Source organism: Pedobacter sp. TM02, assembly GCF_059705275.1.
Genome location: NZ_AP046530.1, coordinates 948,814 through 965,830 on the forward strand (window position 1 = coordinate 948,814; position 17,017 = coordinate 965,830).

The following is a 17,017-nucleotide window of genomic DNA, read 5'->3' on the forward strand; positions in this document are numbered from 1 at the left end:
GTTTATATAGTACTACATATTTCATGATTATTTTAATATTCTTTTTAGCCCATTGGTTCCTGTCGCTATTTAGCCAGACCTTTTTTCTGCACCGTTACTCATCGCACAAGATGTTCAAGATGGAGCCTTTTTGGGAAAAATTCTTTTACCTGGTTTTGCTGGTTTCGCAGGGCTCGTCTTTTTTAAATCCAAGGGCCTATGCCATATTGCACCGCATGCACCATGCCTACAGCGACACCGAGAAAGATCCGCATTCGCCACATTTTTTTAAGGATGTATTTGGCATGATGATCGCCACTAAAAACATGTATCTTAACTACCTGCACAATAAAATAGAACCAGAGCCTGCTTTTCGGGGCAACTATCCCGAGTGGCCTTTGGTTGACCGTATTGGCGATTCCTGGTTCTGGCGCATCGGCTGTGCACTTTTCTATATTTGGTTCTACATAGTATTTGCTACCCATTGGTGGATGTTCCTGTTGTTGCCGATCCATTTTTTAATGGGCCCCCTGCATGGAGCCATCGTCAACTGGTGCGGCCACAAGTACGGGTATGCGAACCACGACAACGACGATCACAGCAAAAATTCTTTGCCCTGGGATTTTCTGCTCATGGGCGAGCTGTTTCAGAACAACCATCATAAAAAGCCAAACAGTCCCAATTTTGCCACCAGGTGGTTCGAGTTCGATCCAACCTATCCGGTCATGAAGGTGCTGCACTGGATGCGTATCATCAGAATCAGAAAAATCTAAGCGCCATGAAAACAATCACCACCTTAAAGATTATTTTTTCTGTTGTTTTGGTATGGATGGCCTATGTGGTGATTAGCACCAGTTTAGCAAGCTCTCTATTTGAGCAATGGGATTTTTTGGGAGCTATCCCTTGGATGCGCGCAACCTTATGGGATTTCTATGCGAATATCCTGATCATTGCTTTGTGGATGTTTTATAAAGAAAAATACATCCCAATTAAAATCCTTTGGACAATTTTATTCGTATGTTTAGGTAGCTTGGCTACTTGTGCTTATGTTTTGATCAAATTATTCAAACTAAAGCCGGGCCAAGGTGTTAAAGAACTGCTTGTAGAAAGATAGATGGCCAGAAGGCAGCGGGTGAAAGGTGTGGGGTTAATCTGTCTTGCTGCTCGATACTTGCTACTCGAATGGATCATAAGAATCTTCTATTTATCGCGCTCATTTGCCTGCTGGTCTGCTGTGCCATTATGGCTTTGGTTTGGCTCTGGGCCCGACGCATCAAAAATGCCGGGGTGGTCGATGTGTTTTGGGCACTCAACTTTCCGGTAATCACCCTCCTCATTTATTGGCTGTCTGATGGCTTCGAAACACGCAAGCTACTGATTGGAGGCATGTTCCTGTTGGCCGAATTAAGGTTGGGACTTCACCTGTGGCAACGGGTAATCGGTCATTTGGATCAAGAAGAAGGCCGTTACCAGCAGCTGCGCAAAGACTGGGGCGACAAGGCAACGCGTAATTTCTTTTTCTTTTTTCAGTTTCAAGCCATTTCCAATGTGCTGCTGGCCATTCCTTTCTTATTGGTAATGGCTAATCCAGCGCCAAAGATAGATGCGATCGAATATGTTGGCTTGGGTATTTGGTTGGTGGCTTTTATTGGCGAAATGGTGGCAGACAAGCAACTGGCCAGTTTTAAGCGCAATCCAAACAATAAAGGCAAGGTATGCGATACAGGCCTCTGGCGTTACAGCAGGCATCCCAATTATTTTTTCGAATGGCTGTGCTGGATGGCTTATTTTGTGTTTGCACTGGCCTCGCCCTGGGGCTTCGTCGCCATCATTGGCCCGGCCATTATTTTATACCTTTTGCTTAACGTTACGGGGGTGCCAAACAACGAAGAACAAAATTTACGCAGCAAGCCCATAGCTTATAAAAAATACCAGGAAACAACCAGCGCCTTCTGGCCATGGTTTAAAAAACAATCATAGCGCTTTTACAACAACAATAATCCATGTGGTACGACCAACTTCTTGAAAACGATAAATTACCAGATTCGCTGCTTCGCGCGGGAATCAGAAAGCTGCTGAGGCAGCGACTTAAAGACGAAACCTTAGGCAACGAAGAATTGCAGCAACGTAAATTGATGGCGCTCATAGCAGATTTAAAGTCTTCGCCCATAGCAATCAATACCGCCGATGCCAACCAGCAGCATTATGAACTTCCCACCCAGTTTTTCAAATATTGCCTGGGCAAAAACCTCAAGTATAGCAGCGGATATTGGAACCCGGGTGTACGCGATATTGATACTTCGGAAAACGACATGCTGGCCTTAACCTGCGAAAGGGCCCAGTTGCAAAATGGGCAAAATGTGTTGGAATTAGGTTGTGGCTGGGGTTCGCTGTCGCTTTACATGGCTGCCAAATTTCCGGAAAGCAAATTTACCGTTGTTTCCAATTCGGCAACGCAAAAAGCCTTCATCGATGATGAGGCAAATAAGCGGGGCATCGCTAACCTAACCGTGCTAACTGCCGATATGAATACTTTCGCCATTGCCGATTCGTTTGACCGTGTTGTTTCGGTCGAAATGTTCGAACACATGCGCAACTACCAATTGCTGTTGGCCAAGGTAGCTTCTTTTTTAAAACCCGATGGAAAGCTCTTCGTTCATATCTTTACCCATCGTACCCTGGCCTATAAATATGAAGTAGTTGACGAAACCGACTGGATGAGCAAGTATTTCTTTACCGGGGGCATCATGCCTTCCAACCACTTGCTGTTCTATTTTAACGACCATTTGCAAGTAAGCGAACATTGGGTGGTTAACGGTACACATTATGGCAGAACATCAGAAGCCTGGCTGGCCAATATGGACAGGCACAAAAAAGAGATCATGCCTATTTTACAAGAGACCTATGGGCCAAAAAATGCGGTAAAATGGTGGGTGTATTGGCGCCTTTTTTACATGGCCTGCGCCGAACTGTTCAACTATAATCAAGGCAACGAGTGGATGGTATGCCATTACCTGTTCGAAAAAAATAATTAAAAGCACAAGGATTTTATGCAGAAAGTTGCTGTTATAGGAACCGGCATAGCCGGAATGGGCTGTGCACACCACCTCTACAAGAAATACGACCTTACCATTTTCGAATCCCTTAATTATGTGGGCGGACATACCAATACCATCACCCTCGAAGAAGAGGGCAAGCCGGTGTACATCGACACTGGATTTATGGTGTTCAATTACCAAACCTATCCCAATCTTTGTGCACTTTTTGAGGAGATAGAGGCGCCGGTAAAAAAGACCGATATGTCATTCAGTGTGCAGCATGTTCCCGACGGATTGGAATATTGTGGTTCGAGCCTCAGGCATCTTTTTGCCCAGAAACGCAACCTGTTCAATCCTGCTTTCCTGAAGATGTTGCTGCAGATCAATCGGTTTAATCGGGAGAGCGTGCAGATACTCGACAATCCGAAGTATATGGATTATTCGCTAAGCCAATACATCAAAGAATTTGGCTATGGCGAAGATATGTTGTGGAAATACCTCATTCCGATGAGTTCGGCAGTATGGTCTACCCCCATGGAGCAGGTACTCGATTTTCCGGTGGTATCGCTTGTACGTTTTTTCAAGAACCATGGTTTTTTGGGCTTGAATACGCAGCATCAGTGGTACACCTTGCATAATGGTAGCCAGTCGTACCGAGAAAAGCTGATTGCTCCGTTCAGGAACCAGATCCGCATCAATACCAAGATTGTTGCTGTTAGGCGCCTTAGCGATGGCAAAGTAATGGTGGTTACCTCGAAAGGCGAAGAAATTGTTTTCGATAAGGTGATCTTGGCTTGCCATGCCAATCAGGCCTTCGAAATATTGCAGGATAAAACAGCAACTGAGCAACGGCTCTTAGCCAAGTTTAAATACCAGCCCAATTTGGCGGTATTGCATACCGATAAAGGACAGATGCCCCAAAAGAAAATGGCTTGGAGCAGCTGGAACTACAGGATAGAAAAGCAGGGCGATACGCTGGTGCCAAGCACCATTTACTGGATGAACAAATTGCAGGGTGTTTCCAAAAAGAAAGACTATTTCGTGTCGATTAATCCAGGACCAAGCCTAGACCGGGAAAAGGTCATTATGGAAATCGCCTACGAACATCCCTTGTTCGATGTGCCTGCCATGAAGGCCCAGTCTGAATTGCACCTGCTCAACGAAAGTGGACCGGTGTACTTTTGTGGCAGTTATTTCAAATACGGTTTCCATGAAGATGCCTATAAAAGTGCGGTTGAGTTGTGCAGAGCTATGTAAGACGGAAAATGAAGGCGCTGGGAAATGGAAAAGGACACAGCGGAAGTGGCATATGAAATAGGTTTTTGGTATATTTAGCCTATACCTAAAAACATCGTGTTGCGAATACAAAAACTGAACAGCTGTCAGGCCGAACATTGATTGGTTAAGCGTGCTTAAGAAATTAGATGATGATCAACAAATTGAAACAGAAGGTAAAAAATTTAGGAAGGAAGCCTTCGGGCTCAAAAAAATATTTGTGGCTATCAAAATTTCATCGGTTAAATAGGTACAATCTGGAAGCCCTTTTCCATAAACCATCTTCCATTTGATAGCCATCATGAATTTCACCTCTGGCCTATATACTGCAAAAGTGATGCACCACAGGCTGTGGCCTAAAAAACACAGCTTTTGGTACAGGATATACCTGTTCTACATCAACTTGGACGAGCTGGAACTGCTCGATAAAAAATTGCGCTGGTTTGGCCATAATCGCTTTAATCTTTTTAGTTTTAGAGACAAGGACCATATCCAGCTCGAAAAGAAAGCCGGAAGTCCACCAATTGCCCATGCCAAGTCTTTTGGCTCCACCAAAGAACAAATAAGTAGATATTTGGCCCAAAATGGTGTCGAAATAGGGGGAGGCAAAATTATGCTGTTAACCAATCTTTCCGTGCTGGGCTATAATTTCAATCCCGTTTCTTTCTACTTCTGCTTCGATGAGGAGGATAGGCCTCTTTGTGCAGTGGCAGAAATCAGCAATACCTTCCATGAAATGAAAATGTTCTTTTTTGGCAAAGATGAACTCCAAAACGGACATTTCAGACTCAGGACAGCTAAGTTGTTCTATGTTTCGCCATTTACAGACCTCGACGATTTTTTCGACTTTGATTTGGCCATTCCCGGTCAGGAACTCGATATCAAAATCAACGATCACGATAAAAAGGGACAATTGTTTTTTGTCAGTACCTTAAAGGGAAAGCAAAAAGCGCTTAGCAATGCCAGCATGCTTCGCTATTTCTTTGCGATGCCCCTTATTCCGTTGCGGGTCATGTGGATGATCCATTGGCAGGCCCTGCTGCTGTGGACAAAAAAAATAAAATACCATGCCAAGGACGCAAACCAGCATTTGCAAAAAGACGTATATAAACCCTATAAACCTAATCTATAATCAATGTCTTCCATCTCTCTAGCCAAACAGCAATCAGGATTTTACGAAAACGCAGTATTACGGGCATTGGATAAGATGCAGGAAGGCTATTTGCAGCTGCATTTGCCCAACGGCGAGAGCTTGGCCTTTGGCCAGCAGTATGCCGCCATTCAGGCCAGGATTGTAGTAAAGGACAATACCTTTTTTAAGAATATTGTGCTTTATGGAGATATTGGTTTTGGTGAGGCTTATGTAAATGGCTTATGGGAAACCGACAGCATTGCCAGCGTGATTAAATGGGTGATCCTCAATATTGAGAATGCCCCTTCAGTATCGGGTAGCAAAATCAAAAATATCGGCCTCAATTTACTCAAATGGCTTAATCGCCTGGGGCATAACCATCGGGCGAACAGTATTACCGGCTCACAGAAGAATATCGCTGAACATTATGATCTCAGCAACGATTTTTTTGCGCTTTTCCTCGATCCTTCCATGACCTATTCATCGGCTTATTTCAAAACGCCCGATCTTTCTTTGGCTCAGGCCCAAGACGAAAAATACCGTCGGCTTTGCGAGCAGCTGCAGCTCAAAGCCAGCGACCATGTACTCGAAATAGGCAGCGGCTGGGGTGCCAATGCCATTTTTATGGCTAAAAACTATGGTTGCAAAGTAACTTCGGTTACCATTTCTGTAGAACAGCAGCAACTGGCGCAACAACGCGTAGCCGAAGCCGGATTAGCCGATAAAGTGGAAATTATCATCCAAGATTATCGCAACATTGAGGGACGGTTTGATAAAATCGTTTCCGTAGAAATGTTGGAAGCTGTAGGCCACCACTATTTCAAATCCTATTTTGCCAAATGCAACGAAGTGCTTAAAAAGGATGGTATTTTGGCCTTTCAGGTGATTACCAGTCCAGATAGCCGTTACGAAAGCCTGCGCAATGGGGTAGATTGGATACAAAAACACATTTTTCCGGGCTCTTTGCTGCCGTCGGTCGCTGCGCTTAACAAGGCCATTAACCAAACCAGCGAATTGACTTTGGTTGATTTAAAAGATCTTGGGCTCGATTATGCCCGAACATTAAGACTGTGGTACGAAAATTTTAACCAGCAAATAGCCAAAGTGAAGGCTTTGGGTTTTGATGAGCGATTTGTTCGCAAATGGAACTATTACCTCAACTATTGCGAAGCAGCCTTCGAAATGCGGAACATCAATGTGATGCAAATGGTGTATGTAAGGCCGAACAATATCAACAGGTAGTTGTTGGTTGCCCCCAATTATCATGGCGAAGAATAACTGGCTGAAGCCATTTTTATTTCGTTAAAAAATGCTTCTCCCGATGAATACCGGAAGAAGCATTAATCAGCTTAGCGAAGGACTATTGGCCATTGGCCCGTGAGCTAGTTCCTTCTTGGGCCACGTTTGTGGAATTTTTTCTTGTTGGGTTTGGTACCGCTGCCTTTCGAATCTTTCTGCGGTTGGCGCACCACCTCTTTTTTGGCCATCATGCCTTGCCAACTCAAGGGAAAAGGATGGTCTTCTACAATAGGAATAACCCGTTTAATGAGCTTGTGGATATCGATCAGGTATTCGTTCTCCTCGCCGTCTACAAAAGAAATGGCGCTACCGCTGGCACCTGCTCTGCCTGTACGGCCAATGCGGTGTACATAGGTTTCCGGAATGTTGGGCAAATCGTAGTTGAACACATACTGCAAATCGTCGATATCGATTCCCCTGGCGGCAATATCGGTGGCTACCAAAACCCGCAATTCCCTGTCTTTAAAGCTGTTTAGCGCTCTTTGTCGGGCATTTTGCGATTTGTCGCCGTGAATAGCTGCGGCCTTGACGCCCAGTTTCACCAAATCTTTGGCAATACGGTCGGCACCGTGTTTGGTGCGCGTAAACACCAGGGCATGGTCTATGTTTAGCTCGTCGAGCAAATGACTTAGCAATTTCTTTTTATCCGGCTTATCCACAAAATAAACCGATTGGTTAATGGTTTCTGCGGTTGAAGAAACCGGGGTTACTTCAACTGTAACCGGATCTTGGAGAATGGTATTGGCCAGTTTTTGGATTTCGGTTGGCATGGTTGCCGAAAAGAAAAGTGTTTGTCTTTTCTCTGGCAGTTTGGCTACCACTCTTTTCACGTCGTGGATAAAGCCCATATCGAGCATGCGGTCAGCCTCGTCGAGCACAAAAATTTCGATTTCCTTAAGGCTGATGTAACCTTGGTTCATCAGGTCGAGCAAACGGCCTGGTGTGGCTACCAGAATATCAATACCTTTTTTGAGGGCATCTACCTGTGGCTGTTGGCCTACGCCACCGAAAATAACCAGGTTTTTGAGGTTTACGTTTTTGCCATAGGCATTAAAGCTTTCCTGGATCTGGATGGCCAATTCGCGGGTAGGGGTAAGTACCAGCGCTTTGATGGCCCTTTTGTTGGTGTTGAGGTGGCGCATGTGCAAAATCTGCAGCATGGGAATGGCAAAAGCGGCGGTTTTGCCGGTTCCGGTTTGTGCGCAACCCAGCAAATCCTTTATTTTGAGGATACTGGGTATGGCTTTTTCCTGTATAGGGGTTGGTTGGGTATAACCCTCGGTTTCAAGCGCCTTTAAAATAGGCGGAATGAGTCTTAAATCTGTAAATAACAAAGTAGGTCTGTTTAATGTAAATTGAAGAAGCTAGAACAATCATTGTGGGAAAGACTAACTTGCGAGTTGCTTTAAAATGATTAAAGAAATTCTGCTTCGTGAGCAAAGGTACTAAAAATATATCAGTTGTAGGCAATTTTCAAATGCCAGGCCCGCTATTGCCTATTCTCGATCAATAATATTATCTTAGCCAACCTAATTTTGCATCTCCAATGAACAAGCTGTTGTTGCTTTTGGCACTTTGGTGCAGCTGCTTTGCCTTGGGTTTTGCCCAGCCAAAACCAATCAGGCCACTGATCGATGCCTGGCGGGTAGCCGATACCAGCCAAACGCATCGCGCCGAAATAGGTTATGCACAATTGAAGGCGCAAAAAGAAAACCGCCGGCTAAACCTGCCCAAACATCAGCAACTGCTGGGCATGTTGCATGCCTATGTTGATCAAAATCCCGACGACAGGTTGAAGATCAGGCTGATCATGTACGAAATCCTGGGCAAATTCGAATTTGAGCAAAAACGCCTTGTCCAAGATTCGGTAAACATCTACAATTGCATCAAACTGGCCCATAAGCTCAAAGACGACCAGTTGAAAGCAGAGGTGTATACGCTTTGTGCAGAGATTGGCAGAGGCACCAACCGGTATATCCTGTATAACCTGAAAGCCATCGAACTGCAACGGAAAATCGGTTTTTCGCATTTTAAATATGTACATAACCGCTTCTTTAACGTAAGCTTTGGCCTCTATCAAAGTAATGATTATAGGCAAAGCATCAATTACGGATTACAGTGTCTTGCTTTTAAAAATACCGCAAAAAAAACCTGGGATCCGAGGGTATATCTCTTCCAGTTAGACATTGTAGGTGCATCGTACCTCAAGCTTAACCAATACGACAGCGCCAAGTACTATTACCGGCAAATTATAGATACACTGGTTAAAAAGCCCGATCAAGAACCCTATATACAGACACTTTGGCTAGCTATAGCCAAAGGAAACATTGGCCATGCGCTTGTGTTGCAGGGTCGTGAACAGGAAGGCATTCCCCTGGTCAAGTTGCAACTTAACGAGAGCCGCAGATTGGGCTCGTACAACAACATGGCCATGGCACAGAACATTTTGGCCGCAATTGATTTTGAACATCGGCGCTATCAGGAAGCCTTAGCCAAATGGAAAGAAGCTTACCAATGGACATTCAAGTCGGAACTTTATGTAGTAGAACAGCAATTATTGGCTGCAAAGGGCATTGAAAAAAGCTATCAAAAACTGAACGTTCCAGATAGTGCCTATAAATATGGCGATATTTACCATGAACTGAGCAGCAAACGCCTGCTCGACATCAGTTCTAAAAAACTTTCAGACGTAAAAACAAAAATAGAATTTGACAATATTCAAAACAGCCTGGAAAATATCAATGCCAAGCTTCAACAGGAGAAACTGGTGAGGAATTCTATATTAGCCGGTATTTTTTTGTTAACGGTGATCAGTCTTTTGCTGTACAACAGGCAAAAGCTGAAAACCAAGCACCAGACCGAAATCTTAAACCGCGACCGGATGGCCAAAGATCTGGAAATTAAAGAAGCCAGGGAAAGGCTCGGTACCTTCGCCAAAAACATCAGCGAAAAGGAAAAACTGATCAAGAATTTAGAGCGAACAATTAAGGCGAACGGTACAGAAAACCTAAACGATAGCTTGCTTAATTATGTGCTGTTAACCGATGAGGAATGGAGCAGGTTTAAAGAAGCTTTCAGCAAGGCATATCCTTTGTTTTTTTCCCGGCTCAAACAATTGTTGGCCCATATTAATCCGGCAGAAGAGCGTTTGGCCAGTTTAATTTGCCTGCAACTGAACAATGGGCAAATTGCCAATATGCTCGGCATCAGCGTAGACAGTGTTTCGCGAAGCAAAAGAAGATTGAAAAAGCGAATCAATGTGCCAGATGATTCCATTCTTGAAGATTACATCTGTGCTTTGAATGATTAGGTTCGATGGTCATTAGTTACTCGCCCTGGTTCGTTTGAGCGTAACATATTGTTAACCGAAAATGGGTTCATCGGCTGATTGGGGGAATTAGCTAGTTGCCAACTGCGATCTGAAAACCTGTTTGCCCTTCCAGCCCTCTCCCTTCCAGCCCTCCATCCTTCTCCCTTCTAACCCTCAACCTAAATGTCCGCTTTTTGTCCGCCCCAAAATTTGTAATCCTCGTTCTCGGATGCCAAAATTTGTACATGCTAAAACCTAAGGGCAAACCCAATATTTCGGTCATAATTATCCTTTTGGCCATAGGCCTCATGGTGTTGATCTGGTTGTATTTTTCCTATCGGTTAGCACAAATTTAGTTTGTATTTAATTGTTTGATAAGCCTCGATTAACCTTTCCAGATGATGAAGAATTTGTTTCTGCTTTTGCTGTACTGTACAATAGCCAAATATGGATATGCCCAATGTCCGCCAATGGACCAGCCGCCAAACAAGCAAGCCTGTAATGGAACGACTACCACTCCGGTCAATTTTACCAGCAGTGCAGCTAACGTGGTGTATGCATGGACCAATTCAAACCCGGCTATAGGCTTGGCTTCAAGTGGCAGGGGAAACCTACCGGCTTTTAATGCCGTAAATACTGGAACAGGAGCCGTAACAGCAAACATAACGGTTACGCCAAAGCTAGAAACTACCCAAATTTTTAATTATACGGCTACTATGCAAACATTTGTAGTGCCAGCAGGGGTAACCAGCATCAGGGTCGATGTAAGAGGTGCACAGGGCGGAAGCGCCACTTATAACGATCCCAATAGGCCCGACGATATTGGAGGGAAAGGAGGCAGGGTTACGGCCGAATATCCAGTTACGCCCGGCCAAACGCTTTATATCGTGGTAGGAGGAAATAGTGGTTATAACGGTGGCGGCAGTGGCGGTGGTAGTATTGCGCAGCCTAGAGGTGGCGATGCATCTGATATCAGGATAGGGGGAACAGCATTAACTAACCGGGTAATTGTTGCTGGTGGCGGCGGTGGCGGTGGCAACAACTGTGCTACGATTGCTGAACCTGGAGGAGCGGGGGGTGGCCTTATCGGTGAAACTGGTTATCAATGTGGTAATCAAGCCGAAGTCTATATGGGGAGAGGGGGAACCCAATCTGCAGGAGGAACAGCAGGTACTAGCCCTGGTAATGGAATTAGTGTTCCGGCAACTGCAGGTCAATTGGGTTTTGGCGGAAATGCAGGCACATTTTATGGTACGGCTGCTGGCGGTGGTGGCGGAGGCTATTATGGTGGTGGCGGTGCTGTTTATGGCGGTGGCGGCGGTGGCAGCAGCTATACAGATCTGCAAGCAATTTCGGTAGTACATACACAAGGTTTCCAAACAGGTTGGGGCCAAGTAGTTATTGCTTATGATATGCCTTGTGCTAGTCCGGCTACCAAAACTTTTACTTATACCGTTATCCCAACGCCAACCGTAGGCCAGTCATCAGACCAAAGCGTATTGGCCGGCATTAGTACCGCAACTGTAAACTTCAGTAGTCCTACAATCGGTGGTTATGTTAGCTATGATTGGACCAACAATACTCCGGCTATAGGTTTGGCCACTAATGGTACCGGTAATATCCCTGCTTTTGTAGCGGTTAATGCCAGTAATGCCCCGGTAACGGCCACTATTACCGTTACGCCAAAACTAACCGTTGGCTTACTCGATGTTAATCAAGTAACAACAACAAATTGTGTAGCATTATTGAGTCAGCTTAATCTGGCGCAATCTTTTAAGCCTGTAGCCAATGCCATTACAGGAGCAGGTATTTTTTTGAGTTCAAATGGTGGAAATGGAAGTGTGACCATTTCCTTATGGGATAAATTGCCCAATGCCGGAGGTGTGCAACTGGCAAGCGGCACGGCCGCTTCGACCCCAAATTCGTGGGTAGATGTTTATTGGCCTCCGGTTTCGGTTATCCCCGGTAATACCTATTATTTAGTATTATCTGGAACAAATGTAGGAAATTGTATTGCTGGAAGCACCAGCAATACTTATCCCAATGGACAGGTCTATGCCAATAATGGTTATCAATCGTTTCCAAATTTTGATTTTGCTTTTCGTACCTATAATCCCGGCGCAACAACTTGTGCAGGTACCTCGCAACAGTTTCGAATCGTGGTCAATGTGCTGAAACCAAACGCCAATGGGGTTATTTATGTGAAAAAGGGAAGCAATGGATTTGGCGACAGCTGGGCCAATGCCGCTTCAGAACTGGCCGATGCCCTGTTGGCCGCCAAAAATAATACTGCTATTAAACAAATATGGGTAGCCAAGGGTACTTATTATCCTAAATATACGCCAGAAGATGGTCAAAATTTTTCTGCCACACCTGCCGATCCTAGGAATAAAGCCTTCTTAATGGTAAATAATGTAAAGCTTTATGGCGGCTTCGACCCGGATAATGGTATTACCGACCTCACCACCCGCAACCCGCAATTGGCCACCGTTTTAAGCGGCGATTTTAACAACGACGATGTGGTAACCGGCTCAGGTGCCGCACTCAGCTTTGCCAATAACGGCGAAAATGCCTACCGTGTTATGATTGCTGCCAATGCCATAGGTACTGCCGAATTAGATGGCTTTACCATTAAGGGCGGCAATGGAAATGGAGGGAATATCACGGTTAATGGCCTCGCTATCTATAAATCTCAGGGAGGCGGAATGAACATCTCGTCGTCGAGCCCAGCAATTGCCAATTGTGTTTTCGAGCATAATAGCGTAGAAACAGGAATGGGAGGGGCTATTTTTATAGGTGTAGTTACCAATGGCGCAGCCGCAAACCCCTCAATTGCCAAATGCAGCTTTATCAGTAATAAAAGTATGAACGTTGCCGGTCAGGGTTGGGGCGACGAGGGCGGAGGCGCCATGTACAATGCCGGCTCAAGTGCTGTTATTTCCGATTGCAGCTTTACCGGCAACTTGGTTACCGGTGGTCGATTGGGTGGCGCTGTTCTTAATATGGGTGCAACAGCTCAATTTAACCGGGTAACCATCAGCAATAATGTGGCGGCAGGAACAAATAGCGGAGGTGGTGGAATGGCCAACTCAGGCACAGGTACCATTATGCTGACTAATGTGTTGATGAATGGAAACAGTGCCGGTGCTAACGGCGGAGCCATGTACAATGGCCCTGGTACAATGCCGGCGCTTTATAATGTACTCATTAGCGGCAATACAGCTGATAATGGTGCAGGTATTTACAATAGTGGTTCTTCGCCGGTGTTAACCAATGTTACCGTTGCAGGAAACCAATCGAACACAGGCGGTGTAATTTTTAATACCAACGGTTCCGCCCCGCAGTTGCAAAATGCCATTGTGTTTGGCAATAGTGCAGGTGTAGCGAATAATGCGGGTGTAGATGTGCCCACTTATAAAAACAGCCTGGTACAGGGTGCAAGTGGCGCCGGACTGATCACTTTTAATGGCACGGTTGCAGATGTTTTCGTGGCACCGCTTGCGCCGGCCCTGGCAACCGGAGGAGATTATAGGCCTAAAGTCGGCAGCCCGGTTATCAATACGGGCGATCAAACGCTTTTTGCTGGCCTCAATACCAATACCAAAGACCTGGCGGGCAACCCGCGCCTGACAGGAGCCAACATCGATCTGGGTGCCTACGAAGCATTGACCCAGTCACAAACCATTACGGCCGGCAACCTCACCAAAACCTATGGCGAGGCCGCTTTCGAGCCCGGGGCAACGGCCAGTTCGAGCCTTGGAGTTAGTTATGCATCAGCTGATAACAGTATTGCCGAAGCTTATCAGGACGCCACAGACGGCAACAAATGGAAACTGAACATCAAGAAGGTGGGAACGGTCAACATTACCGCAAGTCAGGGCGGAGGCAACGGCTACGATCCGGCCAGCGATGTTGTTTTTGCCCTTCTCGTTAATCCAAAGCCAGTAACGGTTAGTATCAAACCCAATACTGTATTTAGCAAAGTTTATGATGCAGGTACAGCCGGAACCATGCAGGTTGCCGACCTGATGCTGGCCAACGGCGATATCATCAACGGCGACGATGTGCAAATCAGCCTCAATTCGGCCATCGCCCAATACGATACCAAAGATGTAGGAACTGCGAAGACCATTACCCTGCCCATAACCAGTGTAGTGTTAGCTGGTGCGCAGGCAGGAAATTATAAAGTAGCCAATATTAGCGATCTCTCAAACGCCACTGCAACCATTACGCCAAAACCATTGACCATTACCGCCAACAATTTCAGTAAGGTGTACGATGGTTTTGGCTATAGCGGTGGTAATGGCGTAAGTTACGGTGCCTTTGCGCTTGGCGAAGATCCAACGGTGCTATCCGGAACCTTGGCTTATGGTGGCACTTCGCAGGGAGCAATCAATACAGGCAATTATACCATTGTGCCAAGCGGGTTAAGCTCGCCTAATTACGCCATCAGCTATGCAAACGGACAGTTGACCATTTCGCTCAATAACGTAAACGTGCTAACTTTTAATGCTCAAACTACGGGCAGCACCTTGGCCAAGACCTATGGCGATGCCAACATCAATGCCTCGGCTATTGCCAGCTCGGGCCTAACAGCAACCTACCAGAGCAGCAATCCGGCGGTAGCGGCCGTCAACGCGTCAGGGCAGGTGAGCCTGTTGCAAACAGGTACAGCTACCATCACCGTAAGCCAGGCTGGAGATGCCAATTATGGTGCGGCAAGCCCAATCGCCTTCCAGGTGCAGGTAGCCAAAAAACTGTTAACCGTTACGGCAAACGATTTGAGCAAAACCTACGATGGCGTTGCCTATGTTGGCGGAAACGGTGTCAGCTACAATGGCTTTGCCAATGGCGAAACCTCATCGGTATTGGCTGGTACTTTGGTTTATAGCGGCACTTCTCAAGGCGCTGTTAATACCGGAAACTATTCGATTACGCCGGGTGGATTGGCTTCGCCAAATTACGATTTCGACTATAAGAACGGAACGCTGAGCATTGTGCAGTCGGGAGCGAATGTCATTACGTTTAATAGCCAGGTAGCTGGCGCCACGCTGCAGCTAACCTACGGCAATCCGGCCATCAACGCTTCGGCCGTTGCCTCTTCCGGATTGGCGGTAAGCTATGCCAGCAATAACCCGGCGGTGGCTTCGGTCAATGCCTCCGGGCAGGTGCAGATTTTGGCGGCCGGAACGGCAATCATTACAGCCAGCCAGCCCGGCGATGGGAACCATACACCGGCAACTCCGGTCAGCTTTGCCATCAACGTGCAGCAAAAAGCACTAACCGTAACAGCCAATAATTTTAACAAGGTGTACGATGGGCAGCCCTATGCCACAGGCAACGGCGTAACCTATAATGGTTTTGTAAACGGCGAAAACGAACAAAGTTTGCAGGGAAGTTTAAGCTATGCCGGCACAGCTATCGGCGCCAAAAACGTGGGCAGCTATTTCATCACACCTGGTGGATATACCTCCGCAAATTATGCCATCACCTATCAAGATGGCAGCCTTACCATTACCAAAGCGGCGCTAACCCTTACCGCCGATGCGAGAACCAAGGTGTATGGTTCGCCTGATCCGGTATTGACCTATACTAGTTCAGGTCTTCTCAATGGCGATGCGATTATGGGTGCATTAGCCAGGGCAACAGGCGAAAACGTAGGGTCTTATGCCATCGGGCAGGGTACGCTTGCTGCCGGAAACAACTATGCCGTTACTTATGTGCCGGCCGATTTAACCATCAGCAGTAGAGCGCTAACCATTGTTGCCCAAAGCAAAACCAAGGTGTATGGCGATGCCGATCCAGCGCTTACCTATACCAGCACCGGCTTGGTGGGTACCGATGCGATTATGGGTGCATTAGCCAGGGCAACAGGCGAAAACGTAGGGTCTTATGCCATCGGGCAGGGTACGCTCGCTGCCGGAAACAACTATGCCGTTACTTATGTGCCGGCCGATTTAACCATCAGCAGTAGAGCGCTAACCATTGTTGCCCAAAGCAAAACCAAGGTGTATGGCGATGCCGATCCAGCGCTTACCTATACCAGCACCGGCTTGGTGGGTACCGATGCGATTACGGGCGGTTTAACCAGGGCAGCAGGCGAAAACGTAGGGTCTTATGTCATCGGGCAGGGTACGCTCGCCGCCGGAAATAATTATACCATCAGCTATGTTCCAGCCAACCTAAACATTGCAAAAGCAGCGCTTTTAATTACGGCTAATAACAGCGTAATGTGCCAAAGCAGTAATCTGCCTAGCTTTAGTGTGGTTTATTCGGGCTTTAAAAACGGAGATACCGAAAATAGCCTCGGCGCCAAACCAACCGTAGGTACAACAGCCAATAGCAACTCGCAGGCAGGTGTTTATGTGCTTAGCCCCTCGGGTGCGGTTGCCGGCAATTACAACATCAGCTATGCTACAGGTAGCTTAACCATTAATGCTTTGCCGGTAGTGGCTATTGGCAGCAGCAAAGGCTTAAGTATCAGTAAAGGCGAAACCCTAAGCTTAACGGCAACCGGCGGTGGTAATTATAGCTGGACAATGGCCAATGGCATTATTTCTGGGCAACAGGCCGCCGTGCTCAACATCAGGCCAAGCCAAACCACAACCTATATGGTAACGGCGACCAATGCCAGCGGCTGTAGCCAAACAGCGAGCATAACCATCCAAGTGCGAGACGATTTTCAAGCCGTACAGGCTACAAATATCCTTACGCCAAATGGCGATGGAGTAAATGATTTTTGGGTAGTGGCCAATATCGATGCCTATCCGAATAATACGGTACAGGTATTTGACCGTGCTGGCCGAATATTGTTTACCAAAAAAGGCTATAACAACACCTGGGACGGAACCGTAAACGGACAGCCCCTTGCCGAGGGCACTTATTATTATATTATTGATTTTGGAACCGGTAAACTTAAGCAAAAGGGATTCATCACCTTGATTAGGCAACAGTAAACCAGTTGAAATACGCTAACTGTTCATG

General features: G+C 46.3%; 10 protein-coding genes. 9 read left to right on the plus strand and 1 reads right to left on the minus strand.

Annotated elements, in window-relative coordinates:
- Nucleotides 1–23: 23 nt before the first annotated feature.
- From AC6H1S_RS04065 to AC6H1S_RS04095, 7 genes are all read left to right on the plus strand, one after another.
- The gene (locus AC6H1S_RS04065) at nucleotides 24–752 is read left to right on the plus strand and encodes an acyl-CoA desaturase (RefSeq protein ID WP_497565224.1); all 729 of its coding nucleotides are present in this window, start codon (nucleotides 24–26) and stop codon (nucleotides 750–752) included.
- Nucleotides 674–1,093 carry a DUF1475 family protein gene (locus AC6H1S_RS04070; RefSeq protein WP_199139286.1) on the plus strand — a complete coding sequence of 140 codons (420 nt, stop codon included), beginning with the start codon at nucleotides 674–676 and terminating at the stop codon, nucleotides 1,091–1,093. Before AC6H1S_RS04065 ends, AC6H1S_RS04070 begins: the two co-directional genes overlap by 79 nt.
- 68 nt (nucleotides 1,094–1,161) lie before the next feature.
- The gene (locus tag AC6H1S_RS04075) at nucleotides 1,162–1,959 is read left to right on the plus strand and encodes a DUF1295 domain-containing protein (protein ID WP_199139284.1); all 798 of its coding nucleotides are present in this window, start codon (nucleotides 1,162–1,164) and stop codon (nucleotides 1,957–1,959) included.
- A 23-nt stretch (nucleotides 1,960–1,982) separates the two neighbouring features.
- A complete protein-coding gene (locus AC6H1S_RS04080; RefSeq protein WP_497565225.1) occupies nucleotides 1,983–3,014 on the plus strand; it encodes a cyclopropane-fatty-acyl-phospholipid synthase family protein in 1,032 nt (343 codons plus the stop codon).
- 15 nt (nucleotides 3,015–3,029) lie between these two features.
- The gene (locus tag AC6H1S_RS04085; RefSeq protein ID WP_497565226.1) at nucleotides 3,030–4,274 is read left to right on the plus strand and encodes an NAD(P)/FAD-dependent oxidoreductase; all 1,245 of its coding nucleotides are present in this window, start codon (nucleotides 3,030–3,032) and stop codon (nucleotides 4,272–4,274) included.
- A gap of 319 nt (nucleotides 4,275–4,593) precedes the next feature.
- Nucleotides 4,594–5,424: a DUF1365 domain-containing protein gene (locus AC6H1S_RS04090; RefSeq protein ID WP_199139278.1), complete on the plus strand. Its 831-nt coding sequence runs from the start codon at nucleotides 4,594–4,596 to the stop codon at nucleotides 5,422–5,424.
- A gap of 3 nt (nucleotides 5,425–5,427) precedes the next feature.
- The gene (locus AC6H1S_RS04095; RefSeq protein ID WP_199139275.1) at nucleotides 5,428–6,666 is read left to right on the plus strand and encodes an SAM-dependent methyltransferase; all 1,239 of its coding nucleotides are present in this window, start codon (nucleotides 5,428–5,430) and stop codon (nucleotides 6,664–6,666) included.
- 140 nt (nucleotides 6,667–6,806) lie between these two features.
- Here AC6H1S_RS04095 and AC6H1S_RS04100 read toward each other — a convergent pair whose 3' ends face one another.
- On the minus strand, nucleotides 6,807–8,057 hold the full coding sequence (locus tag AC6H1S_RS04100) for a DEAD/DEAH box helicase (RefSeq protein ID WP_497565228.1): 1,251 nt from the start codon (nucleotides 8,055–8,057) through the stop codon (nucleotides 6,807–6,809).
- 212 nt (nucleotides 8,058–8,269) lie between these two features.
- On the opposite strand from AC6H1S_RS04100, the gene AC6H1S_RS04105 reads away from it, so the two are divergent.
- Nucleotides 8,270–10,033 (plus strand): helix-turn-helix transcriptional regulator, encoded by a 1,764-nt coding sequence (locus AC6H1S_RS04105; protein WP_497565229.1) that lies wholly within the window; start codon nucleotides 8,270–8,272, stop codon nucleotides 10,031–10,033.
- Between the two features lie 398 nt (nucleotides 10,034–10,431).
- On the plus strand, nucleotides 10,432–16,989 hold the full coding sequence (locus AC6H1S_RS04110) for an MBG domain-containing protein (RefSeq protein ID WP_497565231.1): 6,558 nt from the start codon (nucleotides 10,432–10,434) through the stop codon (nucleotides 16,987–16,989).
- The last annotated feature ends 28 nt before the right edge of the window (nucleotides 16,990–17,017 follow it).